The organism is Microcoleus sp. Pol12B5, from assembly GCF_036701335.1.
In the GTDB taxonomy this organism is placed as follows: Bacteria; Cyanobacteriota; Cyanobacteriia; order Cyanobacteriales; family Microcoleaceae; genus Microcoleus.
Genome location: NZ_JAUBQQ010000005.1, coordinates 150,428 through 170,676, shown reverse-complemented (window position 1 = coordinate 170,676; position 20,249 = coordinate 150,428). Strand labels below are relative to the sequence as shown.

Below are 20,249 nucleotides of genomic sequence, written 5' to 3'. Positions count from 1 at the left end.
AAATAAATAATGGTAACGCTACTTGAAAATCCACTGCGCGTCGGTTTGCGAAAAGAACGGGTGCCGGAACCACAAATTCTGGTAATCTTCGGAGCTTCTGGGGATCTCACCCAGCGCAAACTGGTACCTGCAATTTATCAGATGAAGCGCGATCGACGCTTGCCACCGGAAACTACCGTGGTGGGAGTAGCCCGCCGCCCTTGGAGTCACGATTACTTCCGAGAGCAAATGCGCGAAGGCATTGAAGAATTTGGCGGGGGCATTGGCAATGAAGAATTTTGGCAAGATTTCGCTCAAGGTTTGTACTACTGTCCGGGCGACATTGACAACCCGGAAAGCTATCAAAAACTCAAAGCCTTCTTAGCGGAACTCGACGAAGAAAGGAGAACTCGTGGCAATCACATATTTTATCTCTCAGTTTCCCCGAACTTTTTCCCAGAAGCAATTAGGCAACTGGGCGCGGCTCAAATGTTGGTTGACCCAGCAAAACACCGCTTGGTAATTGAAAAACCCTTCGGCCGCGACTTGAGTTCGGCAAAAGCTCTCAACCGAGTCGTGCAGCAGGTTTGCCAAGAACAGCAAGTTTACCGGATCGACCACTATTTGGGTAAAGAAACTGTTCAGAATTTAATGGTGTTCCGGTTTGCTAACGCGATTTTTGAACCGCTATGGAATCGGCAATTTGTCGATCACGTACAAATTACAGTTGCAGAAACAGTAGGCGTAGAAGACAGGGCAGGTTACTACGAATCCTCTGGGGCGTTGCGGGATATGCTGCAAAACCACTTGATGCAGATTTTCTGTCTGACGGCGATGGAACCGCCGAACTCGCTCGACGCTGACAGTATCCGCACCGAAAAGATGAAAGTTCTGCAAGCAACTCGCTTGGCAGATTTGCATAACTTGGAGTTCTCAGCGATTCGGGGTCAGTATTCCGCAGGTTGGATGAAGGGCAAACAGGTGCCAGGATATCACGAAGAACCGGGGGTTGCTCCCAACTCGACAACGCCGACTTTTGTGGCGATGAAGTTTATGATTGACAACTGGCGCTGGCAGGGAGTGCCTTTTTACCTGCGAACCGGCAAGCGGTTGCCGAAAAAAGTTAGCGAAATTGCGATTCAGTTCCGCGAAGTGCCGCTGCTAATTTTTCAGTCCGCGGCCCAACAAACTACTCCTAACGTTTTGACCATGCGCGTGCATCCCAATGAGGGGATTTCGCTGAGGTTTGAGGCGAAAATGCCGGGGCCGGATTTGCGGACGCGGACGGTGGATATGGATTTCAGTTACGGTTCTTCCTTTGGGGTGACATCTTCGGATGCTTACGATCGACTGTTAATTGATTGTATGCTGGGCGACCAAACTTTGTTTACCCGTTCTGATGAAGTGGAAGAAGCTTGGCGGGTGGTAACGCCGGCGCTGATGGAGTGGGAATCGTCCAGCGACCCAGATTTGGTTCCTAAATACGAGGCGGGTACTTGGGAACCGGCGGAAGCAGAACTGCTAATTAACAGAGACGGTCGCAAGTGGCGCAGACTTTAAAAGTCAGTCGATTTTAGATTTTAGATTTTAGATTTTAGATTTACTGCACAGATGAATCTGAGAGCTTAAACTAGGGTCTAAAATTTTGGGATCTCCAGGACTACTGAACTAATGACCAATCACTGATGACTAAAAACTGACAAAGGAGAAAAAACCGATGACGATGACACCGATGAAAGCTCCGCCCCTGGTTTCGCTACAAAGTCCTAAAGATGTGTCGATCGACCAAATAGAGGCCGAATTGAGTCAAATTTGGGAAAGTTACAGAGAATCGGGGTCGAAGGGCGATTCTCCGATCGCTAGTAGGGCAACAACTTTTACTTTTGTAGTCTACGAACCCGAAGAAACTCAGCGGTTACTAGCGGATCTGGGGTTTTACGACGGGCCGGTGGACGGTATTACCGGGCCGATGACGGCATCTAGCATCAGGGCGGCTCAAAAAGCTTTCGGCTTGCCGAGAACTGGCAAACCTAATGCTGAATTGCTGGCGATTTTGCGGGAAGAAGTGGCTCGCAAAAATTCAAATGGCGAGGAGATGGGATCGAGTGGTTTGGGTTCCGGGGGTTCGGGCGTGGCTGATGCGATCGTGGCTGCCAATCCCTGCCGGATTATTGCTCTGTGCCCGACTGCGGGGGAAGATACAGGCGTGCAGGCTCAAGTGGCTGCTTATTGTCCGGTTCACAAGCGCACCACTGGCAATCTGATCTGCTGCGAGTACATTACGCTTCGGGGTACGGAAGCTGCTTTGGAACGGGTGAGCGGCATCGTGACGGCGTTGACGATTCCGGATTTGCCGACGCTGCTGTGGTGGAAGGCTAATCCTGATGCCGATCGAGGTTTGTTCCAGCGGCTGGCGGCAATTAGCAGTTCTGTGATTGTTGACTCTAGCAGCTTTGCCGAGTCTGAAGCTGAATTGCTGTTGATGCACAGTCTGAGCGAGGAGGGAATTCCGATCGCGGATCTCAATTGGCGCCGGCTGGCCGCGTGGCAAGAGTTGGCTGCTGAGGCTTTTGACGCCCCGGAACGTCGCGCTGCGATTCGGGAAATCGATCGGGTGACGATCGATTACGAACAGGACAATTCTACGCAAGCGCTGATGTATTTGGGTTGGCTGGCGAGCCGGCTTCAGTGGCGTCCGGTTGCTTTTAAACAGGAAGAGGGCGATTACCAAATCAAGCGAATTAAATTCGCGGGGCCGGACGAACGGGTTGTAGAAGCTGAGTTGGCTGCTATTCCTACTGCTGATACGGGCGATGTCGCGGGCGATTTGATTGCTGTGCGTTTGAATTCTACAAACGAAAAGGCTGACTGCGGTACGGTTCTGTGTTCGGAAGCGGGCGGCTGTATGCGGATGGAAACGAAGGGCGGCGCTCAAACCGATCGGTTTAACCAGGTGAGTCCTCTGTTCGATCAGGTGACGGAACAGTTGCTGGGCCAGCACTTGCAGAGTTGGGGCCGAGATGTGCTTTACGAAGAAAGTTTGGCAGTGACGGCTCAAATGCTGAAGTTGGCTAAGCGGTAAAGAGAAGTTCGGCAACGGATTGTGTAGCGGATGTAACGGATGTCAGTTCGATGTCCGTCGGAAGAAGGAATAAGGATTGAGTTAATATTCAGTGGGGCAGGCAATGTCTGCCCTACTTTTTTAGAAGTTATGAGTTAGAAGTTATGAGTTTTGAATTAATAATGTTCTTTGACTCAAAACTCTAAATTACTTCCCAAAAGCCACTAAATTACCTCTATTCTTCTCATTCTTCCTTCGCGGTCTTCGTGTCTTCGCGGTTCGTTAAATATGTATGTATTATTTGAGAGGTTCGAGAGCAATACTCATAATTTTATAACCGATCGGTTTTCAGTATTTTTTGTAAATAATTTAGAACTATGACTTTAGTAATTGCTGGCGAACGCAGCGGTGCGGGAAAGACTACTGTAACGATCGCCCTTTTAGCTTATTTAGTCCGTCGCGGCTTGAATGTTCAATCTTTTAAGGTTGGCCCGGATTACATCGATCCGATGTTTCATGCTTTTGTTACTGGTCGCCCCTGTCGGAATTTAGACCCGGTATTAACGTCTGAATCTTATGTAAAAAAGTGTTTTTCTCGTCATATTCAAGATGTCGATTATGCCTTAGTTGAAGGGGTGATGGGACTATTTGATGGAGTGAGTGGAAAAAATCAGGAATCACGAAGGCAAGAGACGGATTTTGACAGGGATACAGGGATTAATTATCGAAAAGAAGAAGGCAATTATGATTTTTCCTTTGCTTCTACGGCTCATGTGGCTTATTTGCTGAATTTGCCGGTATTGTTTGTGATAGATTGCAGCAGGCTCTCTGGTTCTGTGGCTGCGATCGCCCACGGTTTTCGTTCTTTTAACCCTGACCTTAAATTCGCTGGTTTGGTGCTGAATCGGGTGGCGAGCGATCGACATTTGGAGTTGCTTCAAGATGCTCTCCAACCGCTCAATTTACCTATTTTGGGCGTTTTGCGTAGGGATGAGGCTGTTACTATTCCCGATCGACATTTGGGTTTGATTCCTGCTGAGGAGTTACCGAATCTTCATGCTGCGATCGATAAATTAGCGGATTTGGCTGCTGTTAGTTTTGACTGGGAGCAACTTTTGCCTTTGTTGGCTGCAACTCGAAATGAGGGGGGTGAGGGGTCAGAGCAACTTTCGTGTAGGCACAGTCTCCCTTCAGTTATTGTAACTCAAAAAGATGATGTTGTCAACTCTTTGGGAAAACAATTTGGAGTGAGGATTGCAGTTGCGCGCGATCGGGCTTTTAATTTTTACTATCAGGACAATCTTGATTTGTTGGAAGAGTTGGGTGCGGAGTTAGTATTTTGGAGCCCGCTTGATGATGCTGTTTTTCCCGACAATGTGCAAGGGTTATATTTTGGTGGTGGTTTTCCCGAAGTGTTTGCTCAAAAATTGAGCGGTAATGTTTTAATTCGGGATGCGGTAAGAAGTGCTATTTTTTCGGGAATGCCGACTTATGCGGAGTGCGGCGGTTTGATGTATTTATGCGATTCTATTGTAGACTTCCATGGCAATTCTTGGCCAGGGGTGGGAGTGTTGGAAACTTCTGCTGCGATGGGAAAACGTTTGACGCTGGGATACCGAGAAGCTGTGGCGGTGAGGGATAGTTCGGTGTTAACTGCTCTTGATGAGGTTTGGGGACATGAGTTTCATCGATCGCATTTAACTGTGGAACCGACTAATCCAGTTTATCACAGTTGGAGGTATGGCAAGCGAGGGGAAGTTGAGGCGGTTGCTGAAGGTTGGGGAGTTTGTCAGGTGCACGCTTCTTATTTGCATTTGCATTGGGGTGCTCGGCCTGATATTCCGGCTCGTTTTTTGCAGCAGTGTGCTGATTTTAATTGTAATGGTGTTTTGGGCGATCGAACTTAAATAATATTTTTTTAACGAACCGCGAAGACGCGAAGGTCGCTAAGGAAGAGGAACGGCATGATGGGTTATGTCTGTAGCGATTTGGAAGTAAATCAATTAAGTTTTTTGTGGAACAACTCGAAAAGCCTATTCCTGGCTGTTTCCAGAGTATAAATCCAGTGGTCTTACTATTTATATTAGAATATTTATGACGGATAGAGCTAGGGATGTTGGGATTTATGAGCGAATTAATTTCGACTAAGCAGTTGTCCGCCCAATGGGTGACACCGGAGAATTTTCATAGTTACGGTCAAGTTATCTTTGCGGCTGTTGATGGCAAGTCTTTCGATGGTGAGGATGCTCAGTTAAATTTGCAAAATGGTATTCCTAGATTTTACATTATGCGGCTGCACAATAAAGGTCGCAAGTTTGGCAAAATTACACGACACATTCAATGTACTCAGTGTTTGGGTTCTTTGGAGGGGAAGGATTGGTTGATGGCGGTTGCACCTCCTGGGGATAGCTATAAACCGAGTTTAGAGGATATTGCTGCTTTTCGGATTCCGGGCAATTGTTTTATTAAGTTAGATGTGGGGACTTGGCACGCGGGACCGTATTTTGATGCGGATTTTGTGGATTTTTACAATCTGGAATTGAGCAATACTAATGTGGTTGACCATTTTACTTTTGATTTGGTAAAAAATCACAATCTGGAGTTTGAGATTGTCTGATATTGGCGATTTGTAGTTGCGCTTTCTGCGGGGTGATTCTCGTTAGAGGTTGCTTTTGTGAGTAATATTTTTTAACCGCAGAGGGCGCAGAGGACGCAGAGGAGGAAAAGGAGGGGGTTCGCAAGGGATTGAGGACTTGATTTTGCCTCACTAGGCTGAATGGCTACTAGAAAGGATAAAGTTTACAAGTGTTAAAATAAGTGCTATTGTCATTCCTGAGCAAAAGTATAGCATTGTTCTTCTGCGCGATGTGGTTTTTAATTGTGTTGGATACTGAGGATTGTTATCATGCAATTATGAGGCGGCTGCGGTTCGGTATGTAATTTCTCGGGGGAACTTGTTGGCAGAAACTGCACCTGCCAAAATTAGTTTTTATGGTATTTGACAAACAATATTTGAAGCTGTTAAATTGTGAATCAAGGTGCTATTCCCGATGAGAGTCCCAGAAATTTGCAGGAGCAACTTCTGTTGCAAGATGCTAAGGCTGGTAATTGCATAGTAATTCATTGCGGTACAGATAGATTGTTGGGGGAAGCACCGAGACTTATTGCTGTTTATGGCGGAAATTCTGACGATTGGGATAAAATGACAAGTATTGAGTCTTTTGAAATTAATGGAGCTTCCGTACAAGTCCATTGGTTTCGGAACAGTCAGACTCTTCAAGATGTGGAGTTTAAATTCAAGCGACAGTATCCCAAAACAGCCCCTAAAAATCTGTAGGTAATCAAGTTATGAAAATTCGTTGTATTGCTAAGACTGGTGCATCTCTTCCTGAAGAATATATAGATCCGCGACGCGGTTACAGTAGAAAGGTTGAGTTACCGCTAACTATAGGCAAGGAATATGTTGTTTATGCTATCCGAGAATGGAAAGGGACTATTTGGTACTACATCTGCAATGATAATTATAGCTATTATCCCATCCATAATCCGGCGCCGATGTTTGAAGTGGTTGACAGCAGAATTTCTAAGTATTGGCGGTTTGAACTTTCGCCTAATGGATTGTTAATGATAGCGTTTGAACAGTGGTTTACTGAACCTTATTTTTATGATAAGCTGACAGACCAAGAAGAGGCGGAGGTTGAGATTTTTGAGAAGGTTAAGGAATTAATGGATGCTGAGGATTTTACTTTGCCTCCGCTTGATGTTGCAGTTGACAAGTTGCGGGAAACTGTCAGTGTTTGAGTGGAAAAGTGCGATAGAAAATTGTTTCTTTACCACCTTGACTCACATACCTTCACATGGTATCTAATAGGAAGCAGCATAATTGGCTTAAAAAATGAACGATAAAATTGAAACTCACAATAACTATGAGATACTAGACGGCGAGGATGATGTTTTGTTATTGGGTCAAGCTACTTTTACGGTGGGTAGGTTTAAACAGCTAGCCGGCAGTAACTTTCAGAAGATGCTTCTGACTAATGCACCAGACACTAACCAACGTCATAAGGCGATAATTCAGTGGATGACAGAGGTACAGATTAACGAAGAAACAAAAATTAGAGGAGGGGAAATAAACTGGAACTCCCCTCAAGAAGGAATTGATTGTCAAATCCTCAAGATAGGTTCTAAGGGTTGGCAAAAAGGAAAGCTTCAAATAGCCATTAATACAAATTTGCAGCCTGGGAAACAGCAGGTATGTATAAAGTTTTGTCCTGATGAACCACCAGAGCAAAAATCGCCTCTAGATGACATCAGACAATCCGAGGAATACAAAAAACTGAGCAATAATAACTGACAGCCCGATCGCGATTACAATACAATAAGATCGCACGTATATCTGAATCTTAGATTTTCAACCGCAGATGAGGGCAGATGTACGCGGATGAACGCTGATGTTGTTTGGGAGGGACTAATGATACATATAGAAGAATATGTCGATCGCACCGCCGAACTGATACACTTACCCTTAGACCCGGAACACCGCCCCGGTGTTGTGGTAAACTTCGAGAGAATAGCTGCGATCGCCCAACTCGTTACTGAATTCCCTTTACCTCAAGCAATCGAAGCTGCGCCAGTGTTTGAACCTTAGATTTTTAACCGCAGATGAGGGCAGATGAACGCAGAGGAACGCAGATGTTTTTTAGATAAGGCGGATGCGGTTGCTACGGCAGCGGCTGTTAAATGTGGTAAGGTTACGGCTACAGAGGCGGTAAGTGCTGCTTTGGAACGGATTGCTGTTAAGGATAAAGCTTTTAATTGCTTTACTGCAATCACTGCATCCAGCGCACTCGCAGCAGCCGAAAATATAGATAATTCGATCGCAAATAACCAAAACCTAGGCCCTTTAGCAGGCGTTCCCTTCGCTGTCAAAAACCTGTTCGATATCGGCGGAATTACTACTCTAGCAGGGTCAAAAATCAACGCTGACAATCCTCCGGCTACCCAGGACGCGGCCGTGGTCGCCCGACTAAAACAAGCCGGGGCTGTGCTCGTAGGTACTCTCAACATGGATGAGTACGCCTACGGTTTCGTCACGGAAAACAGCCACTACGGCCCGACTCGCAATCCCCACGATACTACGCGCATCGCCGGCGGTTCCAGCGGCGGTTCCGCAGCAGCAGTCGCCGCCGGTTTTGTACCCATCACTCTCGGTTCTGATACTAACGGTTCCATCCGCGTACCGGCTGCTTTGTGTGGTGTCTTTGGGTTTAAGCCTACTTACGGCCGTTTGTCCAGGGCTGGCGCTTATTTATTTTCGGGTAGTTTGGATTGTGTGGGGCCGTTTGGGCGATCGATCCGAGACATCGCGCTGCTGTACGATATCCTGCAAGGCCCTGATTCTCGTGACCCAGTTTGCACTCAACGCCCGCCAGAACTTTGTTCGCCCCAGTTAAATCAAGGTATCGAAGGATTGCGAATTGCTGTTGCTGACGGGTATTTCGCCACAGGGGCCGAACCGGAAGCAATGGATGCTGTAGAAATAGTTGCTAAAGCCTTGACAAATGTCTGGGATTGTGGTAAAAGCACAGAACAAACAACAAACCCCCCAAAAATAGGGGGGCTTGCGACTGTCAGCATACCGGAATCCGATCGCGCCAGGGCTGCTGCATTTATCATTACCGCCTGCGAGGGCGGAAACTTGCATTTAGATAATTTGCGATCGCGCCCTCAAGACTTCGATCCGGCGACGCGCGATCGCTTTTTAGCGGGAACCCTGATCCCTGCGACTTGGTACTTGCAAGCCCAGAGGTTCAGACAGTGGTACCGCGATCGAATTCGCGAAATATTCCAACACACAGACATCATCCTCGCACCCGCAACCCCGATAGCTGCCCCTGAAATTGGCGTCGAGAAAATGGTAATAGCCGGACAAGAAATCTTAGTGCGTCCCAATCTCGGACTGTTCACCCAACCCCTATCATTTATTGGCTTGCCCGTTCTTTGCGTGCCCGTACAGCGGCCCGGCGCCTTGCCCTTGGGGGTACAAATTATTGGTGCTCCCTACAGCGAAGCGGTGATTCTCCGAGTCGCTGCGGTACTTGAATCGCAAGGCCTTGTATCTGCCGAATCAATTGACCCCTAATTCTAGGGTTTGTTGTTGCGGTGAAAGCGTCTCTTAGTCCTTCTGGCAATAGCTTTGCGCTTCTGCTTTTCCAACGGGGTTTCAAAGTGGCGGTGCTTTCTCATGTCGGGGAAAATACCCGCTTTAGAAACTTGTCGCTTAAACCGTCGTAGGGCTGACTCAATCCCTTCATTTTCGCCTATTACAACTTGGGTCATTATTTCTCCTTTTGTTCGTTAGATCAAGTTTTATCATATCAAGGTTTTTGGCCGCGCGACCTGTTGAAGGTCGGGCGATCGGTCAAAACCCCAAAATCATACCAGAAAATTGGTTCGTAGTCAGGACTTCAGTCCTTCTTTTTTGCGGACTGAAGTCCTCACTACAAACCCAAATTTTCGTAGTGAGGAATGCAAGTCCTGCTTTTTTGCGGACTGAAGTCCTCATTGACTACTGACTACTGACTACTGTCAACTGACTACTGTCAACTGACTACTGACTACTGACTACTGACCAACTGATTTTCCTGCCGCAGGTAAGCTTGAATAAACGGGTCTAATTCGCCGTTCATCACATCTTGGATGGCAGTTGTTTCCACTCCAGTCCGCAAATCCTTGACCATTTGATAGGGGTGAAACACGTAATTGCGAATTTGCTGGCCCCAAGCGGCCTCCACCATATCGCCGCGAATCTCGGCAATTTCCGAAGCCCGCTGTTCCTTAGCAATCACTAACAGCCTAGCCTTGAGTAATGCCAAAGCTTTTTCCTTATTTTGCAACTGACTGCGTTCTTCCGTGCAACGGACGGCCAAACCAGTAGGAAGGTGAACGATGCGGACTGCGGTTTCTACCTTGTTAACGTTTTGCCCGCCCTTGCCGCCAGCGCGGGAAGTAGTGACTTCCAAATCTTTTTCTGGAATGTCCAACTGTACGGATCGATCGAGAATTGGCATCACTTCAACGCCAGCAAAACTGGTTTGACGCTTGTCGTTAGCATTAAAAGGCGAAATTCTGACCAAGCGGTGAGTGCCTTTTTCCGATCGCATATAACCGTAAGCGTAACGGCCGACAATTTCCAAAGAAGCCGATTTAACACCTGCTTCCTCTCCCTCGGAAATTTCCATTAAATGTACTTTGTAACCTTGACTTTCCCCCCAGCGGGTGTACATCCGCAGCAGCATTTCCGCCCAATCTTGAGCATCTGTGCCGCCGGCCCCGGCGTTAATTGTCAAAACGGCGCCGCCTTCGTCGTAGGGCCCAGATAGTAATTGTTGCAGTTCCCACTGGTCGAGTTCACGGGTTAACTGAGAAAGACTCGATGAGGCTTCTTGGAACAGGGACTCGTCGGCTTCTAACTCCAGCAGTTCTAAAATAGCTTTAGCATCTTCCAAGCTCGTTTGCCAGCCGCGATATTGGTCTAAATGAGATTTGAAGTCATTAAGTTCTTGGAGGGTTTCTTGAGCTCGATCTTGGTCTTCCCAAAATGCTGGTTGGGCGCAGATTTGCTCTAAGTCTTGAATTTTGGCTGTAAGTGCGGGGATGTCAAAGATAGTCCTGGGTTGTACCCAGTCGATCGGACAAAGTTGCGATATTGTGTTTGATGTCTAGAACTTCCACTGTTACTTTTCCTAGTTGTGGGATGTATTTTTGATTTTAGCTGAAATTGGGATCTTTCAACAAAATGTTATTGCTTCTTCCTGATTAGATATAGTGCGAATGCGAACCCGTTGAATTAAAAACTTTACCGCATTCAAAATTCAAAATTCACAAAAAGTTGCTATAGTCTAAAATCAGGTTAACGATCTCGATGGAAGTTAACTGCCATGATTTCCCCAGAACTAAAATTAAGCTTGCCGTCCACCGAAGACCTCCCCTGTTCGGACGATACGCCTGTGGATAACGAAGACCAGAATCTGCTACCCAACCTATTGTTGTTTGTCCTGACCAGCATTTGGTCCGATCGCATGGATTGGTACTTTGGGGTGGATATGGCGGTGTATCACACGACGGGAATCAGTCCCAAAGTGCCTGTCGTCCCCGACGGGTTTCTCAGTTTGGGGGTGGAGCGCCGAAAAGGGGGCAAATCGCGCCGCAGCTATGCTGTCTGGGAAGAAAACGAGGTTGTGCCGATCGTAGCATTGGAAATGGTGTCTCACAAACCCGGTGGAGAGTACGACGATAAAATGTCGATTTATTCCGGTTTGGGAGTTTTGTACTACATTATTTACAACCCCGAATTTTGGCGGCGCGATCGGCATCAACCGTTTGAAGTGTACAAGCTGATTGACGGGCAGTACCGGCAGCAGATTGGCGAACCCTATTGGATGCCAGAAGTGGGACTGGGCATGGGGCGATCTCAGCAAGTTATTGGGGGCATCGAGCAAGAAATTCTGGTTTGGTACGACGAGTCAGGAAATGTCTATCCCCTGCCCGATGCAGCGGCGGGGCAGATGCGCGAGGAGTTGAGGGTAGAACGACAGCGAGCTGAGGGTCTACAACAGCGAGCCGATCGCCTAGCTGAGTATTTGCGATCGCAAGGGATCGATCCCGATAACCTGCCTGAATCGTGACATGAAATTCGATCGCTTCACCGCATTCTTCCTTCTTTCTTGTGACAACAGTCAACAGTCAACAGTCAACTGACTTCTTATATATACTGCGAACCTGTTGAATTGAAAGTTTTACCGCATTCGTGAGCGCATACGTCCAACCTTTTAGAACAGGAAAAACTTTTTGTGAGGTCTTCGCGAAACCAATCTCTGGCGATCGCATCTTTCACCGATTGAGTTCTGAGAGAATTAAAGCCATTTCCGTACTTTTCAATTAACGCCAGCATTTGCGGTCTGTAAGTGTGGTTATAAACAGCGTATTTAGTATGGCTTACCCAACAGCAAGGCCAGAGTTCCGCTTCAAAACTGATGAAAATCTCTTGGCTGGCTTGAGTTTGACAGCTAATTTCTACATTTCGGTAGTAATTGTTTAGGCTACCAAATTTTTCTACAGCTTGGATAAATTGGTCTCCCTGGGGATTTTTATATTGTTCCAACGATGGGGGTTGGAGTTCTTCGGTGGCTGGCTTTGATGGGACAGAAGGAGTTGGTTCTGGTGCTTGAGAGGTTTCGATAGCTATAGCTTGATACCAAGCATAATTTGCTTTTTCTGGTTGCCCCAACTGCGTCAACACTTTAGCTAAATTGCGATAAGCTCCTGCAAAATTGGGTTTAAGCTCGATCGCCTTTTGGTAATAAGCACTAGCTGGCTGCCACTGTTGCTGTTGGGCATAAAGACTGCCGACATTAGCATAAACTTCTGGAAAATTAGGCTGAATTTTGAGGGCCTTGGCGTAACAATCTGCTGCTGCTTGCATCTTCCCCAAACCTTGAACAGCATTGCCTAAAGTTTTCCAGCCTGCTGCAAAATTAGGTTGAATTTTCAGGGCTTGTTGGCTGGCTGCGATCGCCTCTGAGAGCTGTCCTTGTTTCAAACAGTGTTCAGCTTGTTGGTGCAACCCAACAGCCGTCTGTGTTTGATTTCGAGGGGCTGACGCATTAGTTGTTTCTGATTGGTTGGGGCGATCGCTCTTAGCCTCTAGCTGAGAGTTTTCTGCCTTCTGGGGCTGTTGATTTGCGGACTCTTTGTCATAAATCTCTTTCGCCACAAAACGAGAGGTAGCTTTCGGTACAAACTCGACAAATCCTAGTTGTTGGGCTAGATCTCGCGCTGCTTCTACTTGGTGCTGGTTGTGTTCAAATATCAAGTAATGCCATACAGCTTTTCCGCCAGCTTGGATAAAGGCATTAACAGATTGCATTATCCTGTCCCAGTTGGTATTTTGGCGGTAGATGCTGTTAGTATCTGCCAACCCGTCGATACTAAAAATTACGCGATCGTGTTCTCCTGTCATCGCCTTTGCCAGGGCTTGCCACCAGTCTGGATTGCGTCCGCTACCGTTGGTGTACAGGGAGATATGAGGAACTCCCATGCGGTGCAAATATTCGATCGCCGGAATTGTTGTATTGCTAGTCATAGCATCGCCGTAGTTGCCGCACATATACACCAAATCCAACTGAGAGCAAAACTCTTGTGGGAAAATTCTCTCAATATCCTCCATCTTTAATTCTGCCCCCGGCAAAATCGGGTTGCCGGTGCGGGGACACTGCGGACAAGCTGCATTACACCGGGAGGTAATTTCTACGCTGACTCTCCTGATATCTTCATATTTTAAGTACATGAGTTTTCCCCAATTAATTTGTGATTAATATTGAAATCGCGATCGACACAATTAGATAGCAAGAGTTTTGATTGAGTGATTAAAGATTAAAATTATACCTTATGTCTGTCGGCTGTGAACATGATATAAGTTTTTTGTATGAGGGACAGAGGAAACGAGGACGACTATCTTGATTCCAAATCTTAATAAAAAAAAACCGCGGCCGGATGTCGATCGAGCCGCAGTTTTTTTTAATAAGCTAAAGTTTCAATTAATCCCGGCCGTTGAGAGCAATCAGCAGGCGGAGAATAAAGATGAACAAGTTGATGTAGGTCAAGTACATCGACAGAGCGGCGGGTAAATACTGGTCGTCGCGGTAGCTGCGGGGTAATATGTAAAAATCGACGATCGCAGCGCCGGCAAATATAAACACCCCGATGCCAGAAATGCCAATTTCCAACCAAGTTGGGGTGTAGACGCCAAATAGAGAGAGCAGAAACTGACCGCCAACGACGACTAACAAAGCAATGACACCTAAACTGATAGTTTTGGTGAGGGCCATGCCGTCTTGTTCAGAAAGGTTGGAGCCAATTTGGCGGGCGGCGATAAAGGTAATGCCACATCCGAGGGCTGCAAAAGCGATGCCGGAGATGCCGACGCCTTGGGTTCTGAGGGCTGTAAATACCAATCCGCTGAGAGTGTAGCCGGAAAGCAGGCTGTAGGTTGCCAGCAGGGGCAAAGCGGTGTTTTTGTTGCCTTGTTCGGCGGCGCCGCGGGCGATGAAGAAGAGAATTAATTCTACGACGATCGCAGCAATGAAGGTGGGAAAGAAGATCCCAGGATAGTTGCGGATCACTCCGAGGCCCCCGTAGGTGCCGACAGCAGTTAAGACAAGTCCGCCGCCCACGAAGGGGAGAGCGTTGGAGATGACGTTCGGGCCTACCAGCGCGTGGTTTTTGGCCTCGCGCACGGCTTCGCGGAAATTGCTAGTGTTACTCACGAGGATTTACCTAATTTTGGCTGAGAATTTCTATCTATTATTGTGACAGCTTTACACTTTGTTTGCAAAACCTGAAATAGTTTAAAGATTTGATAAAGAACGGGGGTGAAATCACTCCAAACCAGGGATCGATTGTTTATAATAGACTGCGTACAAGTCGGTGCCGTTTCGCTGTCTCGCCGCGTTGCGCCTCGCGGCAAAACTATAATTGAGTTTAAAGGGCCGGCGCTATCTGCCGCCAAGGGCTACCTTAAAGTCGATCAATTTTGGAGGGGGGATTTACGATTGGGGATTAAGGAGTATATGCTAGAGGCATGGGCCACATTTGATTTTAGGTTTTTGATTTGCGACTTAGTTGAAACTAGGGACCAGAAACTTGAATAATCTAAAATATAAAATATAAAATCAGTTCGGTTAATTGCTAAGGTAGCTCAGACACAGGATACCGAGAAAATTAATGAATAGATCGAATTCTATCGACAAACTGCTAAATAGGTAATGTCCAATGCCCACATTTCTTGAGCGCAAATTATTGCCACCTACAGCCGGAATTTTATTGGCTGTCGCCGTTATTTCCGGCGGTCAAGCTGCCGTTGCAGCTAATGTCCGAGCCGTTTCTACCGCTGCTTCATGGCAGGGTTCAGAAAATTTGCTGCTGGCTCAGACCGGTCAACTCCCCCAAAGTACAAGTTCTTCAACCCCGAACCGGGGGACGGCAAACCGCGTACCTCTGCCCGTAAGAATTCCTGAGCCTTCGGCGGTGGTAGGGTTGGGTTTAGTTGCCGGTTCGCTGGCCCTGAGTCGCCGGAGAGTGAGAGTTAAAAATTAGACTTTTGGCAAAAAGTCTAATTTTTTGATTTTTAACCGCAGATAAACGGAGATAAATCCGGGTATCAGGATTTTAGCCGATCGCGTCGCGCAGAGCATTTTTAGTCATAGCTGCGATCGACTGTTCGGTAGCTTTGGGCAAGTGATAGTATTTCCCTCCAGAAGTCTTGGCCAATTCCTTCGCAAAGCCAGTCGAAATAAACTTGCTCTCGGTATCAATCACCAGCAACTGCATTCCCAACCCACGAATTTTGGCAGCAATTTCTAACAATTCTTTCTTAATATCAGGCTTTTCTCCATCTACAATCGGTTCGCCCAAAGAACGAGCCAAAGGAATATTACCTCGTCCGTCAGTAATGGCGACAATCGCAACTTGACCGATATCTCCAGACTGCCGCGCGTTGACTCCCACCCGCACTGCTTGAGTCAAACCGTGGGCCAGGGGAGAACCGCCGCCGCAGGGCAACCGTTCCAAACGCTTGCGGGCCAAGGCTATCGAGCGAGTCGGCGGTAGCAGCACTTCTGCTTGTTCTCCGCGAAAGGGAATGAGAGCAACTTGGTCGCGGCTTTGATAAGCTTCTGTGAGTAGCTGCATGACTGCACCTTTGGCAGACTGCATCCGGTTGAGGGCCATGGAACCCGAAGCATCGACGACAAACACGACTAGAGCTCCAGCTTTTCTGGCCAAACGCTTCGCCCGAATGTCTCCCTGTTCGACAAATACACGCTTCTCTCTATTTGTGATTGATCCGGCGGTGGATTCCTGATCTGAATTCCTGTCGCGGCGGGCTTTTTGGTAGGGTGCGGCGGCTCTGAGGGTGGCGTCAACGGCGATGCGGCGGACGGGGCCTTTGGGTAAGACTGGCTTGACGTAACGGCCTCTATCTTCCGAGAAAATGGTGCTGCGGCTGCCGGATTTGCCTTGTTTGTTGGCGGATTGTTGGGCGAATAAAAGCACGCTGGGGTCGAGAATTACGCCTTCGGGGTCGAAGAGAAATTCTTCGGGAATGGTATCTTTTTCTGGTTCTTCTTCAGGTTCCGGGTTGTCTTCATCATCTTGGTCTTCTTCGTCTTCTTGCTCGTTTTCTGGTTCGTCTTGTTCTTGTTCTGACTGCTTTTGGGGAGGCGGTGGGGGGGGAGGAGGAGGAGAGTTTTCGTCTGGGGGAGTTTGGATGATGGTGGCGCGGGGTACGATGACTAATTCTACGGCGCGGCGCAGGTCTTCGGCGTTAACTTCTGTGCGTCCTTCGATGGCGGCGGCGGCTTTGGCGACGCGGACTGCGAATATTTCGGCGCGGTGTCCTTGAACGCCACCCCGGATGGCTTCTTCTACTAGGTAGGCAATTTGTTCGCGTTTAATGCTGACATCTTTGAGCCATTCTCTGGCTAGGATGATTTGGGTTTTGAGGTTGTCGGTGTCTTCGCTGTATTGATTGAGAAATTCTTGGGGGGAGCTGGAGTAGGATAAAGCTTGTTCTACTGCATAGACTCTTTCTTCTAGTTCGAGTGCGGCGTCGGCTGAAAGTACGATCGCGATGCGATCGAGCAAATGTTCTCTCAGCGGCCCTTCTTCGGGGTTGTAGGTGGCGATAAATAGAGGTTTGCAGGGGTGTTGGAAGCTAATGCCTTCGCGCTCTATTTGGTTGCGTCCTTCGGTTAATACTGTTAGCAATTGGTTGGAAATATTGTCATCGAGGAGGTTAATTTCGTCTACATATAGTACGCCTCGATTTGCTTGGGCTAAGAGTCCGGGTTGAAATACGGTTTGGCCGAATTTCACTGATTGTTCGACATCAACTGAACCTAAGAGTCTGTCTTCGGTGACACCCAAAGGAATTTGAATGAATGGTGTGGGAATTATTTCAGTAGTTAAGGAATTAGTATCGGTGGTGTGGGCATCTTGCCCGCCATTTTCTGGTAACAAGCCTGATGCTTGTTCTGCAAGAATATCATTAGGTTCGGCGTTGCAAAAAGAATCTTTAACAATTTCAATGGGTGGCAGTAATGAGTGCAAGGCGCGGGCCATTACTGATTTTGCTGTGCCGCGGCGGCCTGCGATCGCAACTCCTCCCAATCCGGGATCGACTGCTGCTAACAGCAGGGCTAATTTGATTGCTTCTTGCCCGACTACGGCGGTGAGGGGAAAGGCTGTGGTGGAAGGGCTAAGGTTGGCTGCGGGCATAGGATTTTCGGATGTAAAAATTTGAACTTAATGTTTAGCTTACTTCTTGGAGTATTTTAACTTCTAGGGGCAGAATCACGGTAAAAGTTGAACCGACTCCTATTTCTGATACTAGCTCGATTTTGCCTTGGAGCAGCGTGACGAGCCGCGATACTATTGCTAATCCCAGGCCGGTGCTTTCGGCAGGAAAGAGCTGTTTGCCGGCTTCTCCTGCTTGAAAGAAGGGGTCAAAGATGCGCTTTGTATTTTCGGGGGCGATGCCAATGCCGGTATCTGTAATTGCGATCGCCCAATTTCCTTCTCCAGCAGGGTGGCAACTTAATTCGATGCTACCAGCTTCTGTATAGCGAATGGCATTGCTCAGCAGGTTGATCAGAATTTGTTGCAGCCGCCCAGAGTCGGAGATTACTTGTGTTGGGCCGCAGTCGCTGGTAACAGCGAGCTTTAGTCCTTTAGCATCAGCAATTGGCTGCATCATTTCTACTACGGTGTTAATTACCGATCGTACATTAGTTCGCTGCAGGTTAAGTTTGATTTTTCCGGCATCGGCGCGAGAAAGTTCTAGCGTGTCATTAATCATGCGGAGCAACTGTCTGCCGTTACGCAATACTCGCTCGATATGTTCGATGCCAGGGAGGGTATCTTTGACTTCTGATTGCCATTTTTCTTTTCGCAGGAATAGTTCGGAATAACCAATAATTGAGTTGAGAGGAGTTTTGAGTTCGTGAGCCAAATGGTAGACGTTTTCTTGATGGACGCTGACAAGGCGAGAGAGTTCTTGATTGGTGAGTTGTAACTGAGTTTGAATTTGTTGAAGTTCCAGCAGCCTCTGAGCAACGTAGCTATTGAAACACTGGGCAATTGCTTCATCTACTACCGCATCTATCAGCCGAAAAGCTCTGAATACGTCGGTGGTGGTTCCTGCTAGCAAATCTGCTTCTAATTGGGAGAATATTACTTGACGCAATAAGTGGTATTCGCGGGCTACTTCTGCGGCGTCGTAGCCTTGTTCGGCTCTGAGAAATCCGTGATCTAAACTGGCTTCTATTATTACTTTTATTTCGCTGTGTTGATATTGGGAAAGCACTGTGGCCATCGCCGTCAGCAGGTGAGGTATGTGATTCTCGATTGCTGAGTGCGGTAAGGCGTCAGCGCTTTCAATTTTCCGATCCTGACGAACTGCTTCAATCCAGTTTTGGACGATAGTATCGGTTTTTTCGGCGAGCACTTGGCTGTAGTCCATGATTTCTGCGTGGGGGTTGAGTTTGGCAGAGATTGCCCATGCTTCATTGTAGTTGAGCGATTGCCGGATCGCCATACCAAACTTCTGGCGATCGCGACCCTCCCAAAAGAAGTAGTTTTGAGGTTATTTTTTCCGTGTACCGGAGAGCTCTTGATGAGTCACTTCCAGCTTGTTGCTGCCAAAATCAGCACTTAAATTTATTGACAGAAGAGCCATAAAGTAGTATATTCACTCGAACCGAGAGTTTTTAATTTTTAAGTTTTATTTTTTTTAGGGGACTAAATGGAAAACGTGCAAGCTGTGATTGCTGCAACAACATTTATATGTGTAATTTTCTTAATAATTACAGAATGGATACACCTCACAGTTGCGGCATTTCTGGGAGCGGTGATTCTGGTTTTTACCCACGTGATGACGTTAAACAACGCGATCGAATATATCGGTCGCAGTCACGCCACGCTGGGCTTATTCTTCGGAGTCATGGTAATGGTGAGAGCCTTTGAGCCTACCAAAGTATTTGAATACTTGGCAACTCAAATGGTGCTTTTGGCTAAAGGCAAAGGCAAAAATCTATTGCTGGGTATTGTTGCAATTACTACGCCAATTTGTGCAGTTTTGCCCAATGCCACGACAGTCATGCTGCTAGCACCATTAATTCCACCAATGGCAGAAGAAGTCGGTGTAGATTTTGTGCCGTTACTGATTTTAATGGTATTTGTGGCTAACAGTTCGGGACTGCTGACAATCGTGGGCGATCCGGCGACATTCATTGTCGGTGATGCTATTAACATGAGCTTTGCAGATTACCTAGTAAAGTTAAGTTTGGGCGGGGCAATTGCAGTAGGAGTGATAGTAGTTATGTTGCCTTGGCTGTTCCGCGAAATTTGGCACAAGAACTTAGACGATTTGGAACATTTGCCCCACCCAAAAATCAATCACCCGCGAGTCTTAGCAGTAGGCGGCTTAATTATAGCTTTCGTGCTGACTTTTTTTGTAATAGGAGAGTCTCTGCCCGTGCCTATTTCACCGGCAGCCGTTGCTTTGTTGGGGGCTGCTTTGGCAATGCTTTTAGCTCACCATTCCCAAATTGATTCTGTTAATAATATTTTGCGGGATTTAGATTGGAGCACGCTGCTATTTTTTATGTCTATCTTTGTGCTGATTGGCGGTTTAGAAAAAACCGGAGTAATCGGCAATATATCTGGAATATTAGCACTGATTTTAGGTAAAAATATTTTTCTTGGTTCTTTAGTTTTGTTATTTTTTGTGGGTTTGATGTCGAGCGTGGTGCCAAATATTCCGCTGGTAGTGGCGATGGTGCCGCTGCTAAAACAGTATGTTGTCAATGTCGGGCTTGCACCGGCAGAAGTGCTGGCGCCGGATTTTGCAGGGCAGTTTCCACCTGCTGTGCTGCCGCTGTTTTATGCGATGATGTATGGAGCCACTTTAGGAGGAAATGGCACTTTGGTAGGAGCTTCTTCTAATATAGTGGCAGCGGGAATTTCTGAACAGCACGGACGCCGGATTTCTTTTCAAACTTTTCTGCGTTACGGGCTTCCTGTGATGGCTGTGCAATTGGTGGCTGCGGCTGTTTATGTAACTCTTCGGTTTCTGATTTAAAGAAGTCAT

General features: G+C 47.2%; 18 protein-coding genes. 12 read left to right on the top strand and 6 right to left on the bottom strand.

Going from position 1 to position 20,249, the window contains the following annotated elements:
• Nucleotides 1-9 precede the first annotated feature (9 nt).
• The 9 genes from zwf (at nt 10) to QUA24_RS05005 (ending at nt 9,182) form a co-directional block, all read left to right on the top strand.
• Complete coding sequence (zwf, locus tag QUA24_RS05045) at nt 10-1,539, top strand: glucose-6-phosphate dehydrogenase (protein WP_333227717.1); 1,530 nt, start codon at nt 10-12, stop codon at nt 1,537-1,539.
• A 157-nt stretch (nt 1,540-1,696) separates the two neighbouring features.
• Nucleotides 1,697-3,061: a glucose-6-phosphate dehydrogenase assembly protein OpcA gene (opcA, locus tag QUA24_RS05040; RefSeq protein ID WP_333227715.1), complete on the top strand. Its 1,365-nt coding sequence runs from the start codon at nt 1,697-1,699 to the stop codon at nt 3,059-3,061.
• A gap of 356 nt (nt 3,062-3,417) precedes the next feature.
• Nucleotides 3,418-4,947, top strand: coding sequence for a cobyrinate a,c-diamide synthase (locus tag QUA24_RS05035; RefSeq protein WP_333227713.1), 1,530 nt, complete (start codon nt 3,418-3,420; stop codon nt 4,945-4,947).
• Nucleotides 4,948-5,165: 218 nt separating this feature from the next.
• Nucleotides 5,166-5,657: an ureidoglycolate lyase gene (locus QUA24_RS05030; protein WP_333213344.1), complete on the top strand. Its 492-nt coding sequence runs from the start codon at nt 5,166-5,168 to the stop codon at nt 5,655-5,657.
• Between the two features lie 411 nt (nt 5,658-6,068).
• Complete coding sequence (locus QUA24_RS05025; protein WP_333213343.1) at nt 6,069-6,377, top strand: hypothetical protein; 309 nt, start codon at nt 6,069-6,071, stop codon at nt 6,375-6,377.
• 11 nt (nt 6,378-6,388) lie between these two features.
• Nucleotides 6,389-6,841: a hypothetical protein gene (locus QUA24_RS05020; RefSeq protein WP_333227711.1), complete on the top strand. Its 453-nt coding sequence runs from the start codon at nt 6,389-6,391 to the stop codon at nt 6,839-6,841.
• Nucleotides 6,842-6,935: 94 nt separating this feature from the next.
• Nucleotides 6,936-7,394 (top strand): KGK domain-containing protein, encoded by a 459-nt coding sequence (locus QUA24_RS05015; RefSeq protein WP_333227709.1) that lies wholly within the window; start codon nt 6,936-6,938, stop codon nt 7,392-7,394.
• Nucleotides 7,395-7,511: 117 nt separating this feature from the next.
• Nucleotides 7,512-7,688 carry a DUF4089 domain-containing protein gene (locus QUA24_RS05010; RefSeq protein ID WP_333227707.1) on the top strand — a complete coding sequence of 59 codons (177 nt, stop codon included), beginning with the start codon at nt 7,512-7,514 and terminating at the stop codon, nt 7,686-7,688.
• Between the two features lie 24 nt (nt 7,689-7,712).
• The gene (locus QUA24_RS05005) at nt 7,713-9,182 is read left to right on the top strand and encodes an AtzE family amidohydrolase (protein ID WP_333227705.1); all 1,470 of its coding nucleotides are present in this window, start codon (nt 7,713-7,715) and stop codon (nt 9,180-9,182) included.
• 2 nt (nt 9,183-9,184) lie between these two features.
• On the opposite strand, the gene rpsU is transcribed toward QUA24_RS05005, so the two are convergent.
• Together rpsU and prfB are read right to left on the bottom strand one after the other, a co-directional pair.
• Nucleotides 9,185-9,379, bottom strand: coding sequence for a 30S ribosomal protein S21 (gene rpsU, locus QUA24_RS05000; protein WP_006632476.1), 195 nt, complete (start codon nt 9,377-9,379; stop codon nt 9,185-9,187).
• A gap of 278 nt (nt 9,380-9,657) precedes the next feature.
• Nucleotides 9,658-10,774, bottom strand: a protein-coding gene (gene prfB, locus QUA24_RS04995) for a peptide chain release factor 2 (RefSeq protein ID WP_333213339.1) whose coding sequence is annotated in 2 segments (ribosomal slippage) — nt 9,658-10,701 and nt 10,703-10,774 — 1,116 coding nt in all. Because the reading frame shifts where the segments join, the coding sequence is not laid out codon by codon here.
• Nucleotides 10,775-10,980: 206 nt separating this feature from the next.
• Here prfB and QUA24_RS04990 point away from each other — a divergent pair.
• Complete coding sequence (locus QUA24_RS04990; protein WP_333227703.1) at nt 10,981-11,727, top strand: Uma2 family endonuclease; 747 nt, start codon at nt 10,981-10,983, stop codon at nt 11,725-11,727.
• Between the two features lie 77 nt (nt 11,728-11,804).
• Here the strand turns inward: QUA24_RS04990 and QUA24_RS04985 are convergent, their stop codons facing one another.
• Both QUA24_RS04985 and QUA24_RS04980 read right to left on the bottom strand, forming a co-directional pair.
• Nucleotides 11,805-13,388 carry a tetratricopeptide repeat protein gene (locus QUA24_RS04985; protein WP_333227701.1) on the bottom strand — a complete coding sequence of 528 codons (1,584 nt, stop codon included), beginning with the start codon at nt 13,386-13,388 and terminating at the stop codon, nt 11,805-11,807.
• Between the two features lie 250 nt (nt 13,389-13,638).
• Nucleotides 13,639-14,367 carry a Bax inhibitor-1 family protein gene (locus QUA24_RS04980; RefSeq protein WP_333177599.1) on the bottom strand — a complete coding sequence of 243 codons (729 nt, stop codon included), beginning with the start codon at nt 14,365-14,367 and terminating at the stop codon, nt 13,639-13,641.
• Between the two features lie 505 nt (nt 14,368-14,872).
• On the opposite strand from QUA24_RS04980, the gene QUA24_RS04975 reads away from it, so the two are divergent.
• Nucleotides 14,873-15,196 carry a PEP-CTERM sorting domain-containing protein gene (locus QUA24_RS04975; RefSeq protein ID WP_333213336.1) on the top strand — a complete coding sequence of 108 codons (324 nt, stop codon included), beginning with the start codon at nt 14,873-14,875 and terminating at the stop codon, nt 15,194-15,196.
• A gap of 72 nt (nt 15,197-15,268) precedes the next feature.
• Here the strand turns inward: QUA24_RS04975 and bchD are convergent, their stop codons facing one another.
• Nucleotides 15,269-17,377: a magnesium chelatase ATPase subunit D gene (gene bchD / locus QUA24_RS04970; RefSeq protein WP_333227699.1), complete on the bottom strand. Its 2,109-nt coding sequence runs from the start codon at nt 17,375-17,377 to the stop codon at nt 15,269-15,271.
• 34 nt (nt 17,378-17,411) lie between these two features.
• A complete protein-coding gene (locus tag QUA24_RS04965; RefSeq protein WP_333227697.1) occupies nt 17,412-18,695 on the bottom strand; it encodes a HAMP domain-containing sensor histidine kinase in 1,284 nt (427 codons plus the stop codon).
• Between the two features lie 207 nt (nt 18,696-18,902).
• On the opposite strand from QUA24_RS04965, the gene QUA24_RS04960 reads away from it, so the two are divergent.
• A complete protein-coding gene (locus tag QUA24_RS04960; protein ID WP_333227695.1) occupies nt 18,903-20,240 on the top strand; it encodes an ArsB/NhaD family transporter in 1,338 nt (445 codons plus the stop codon).
• The last annotated feature ends 9 nt before the right edge of the window (nt 20,241-20,249 follow it).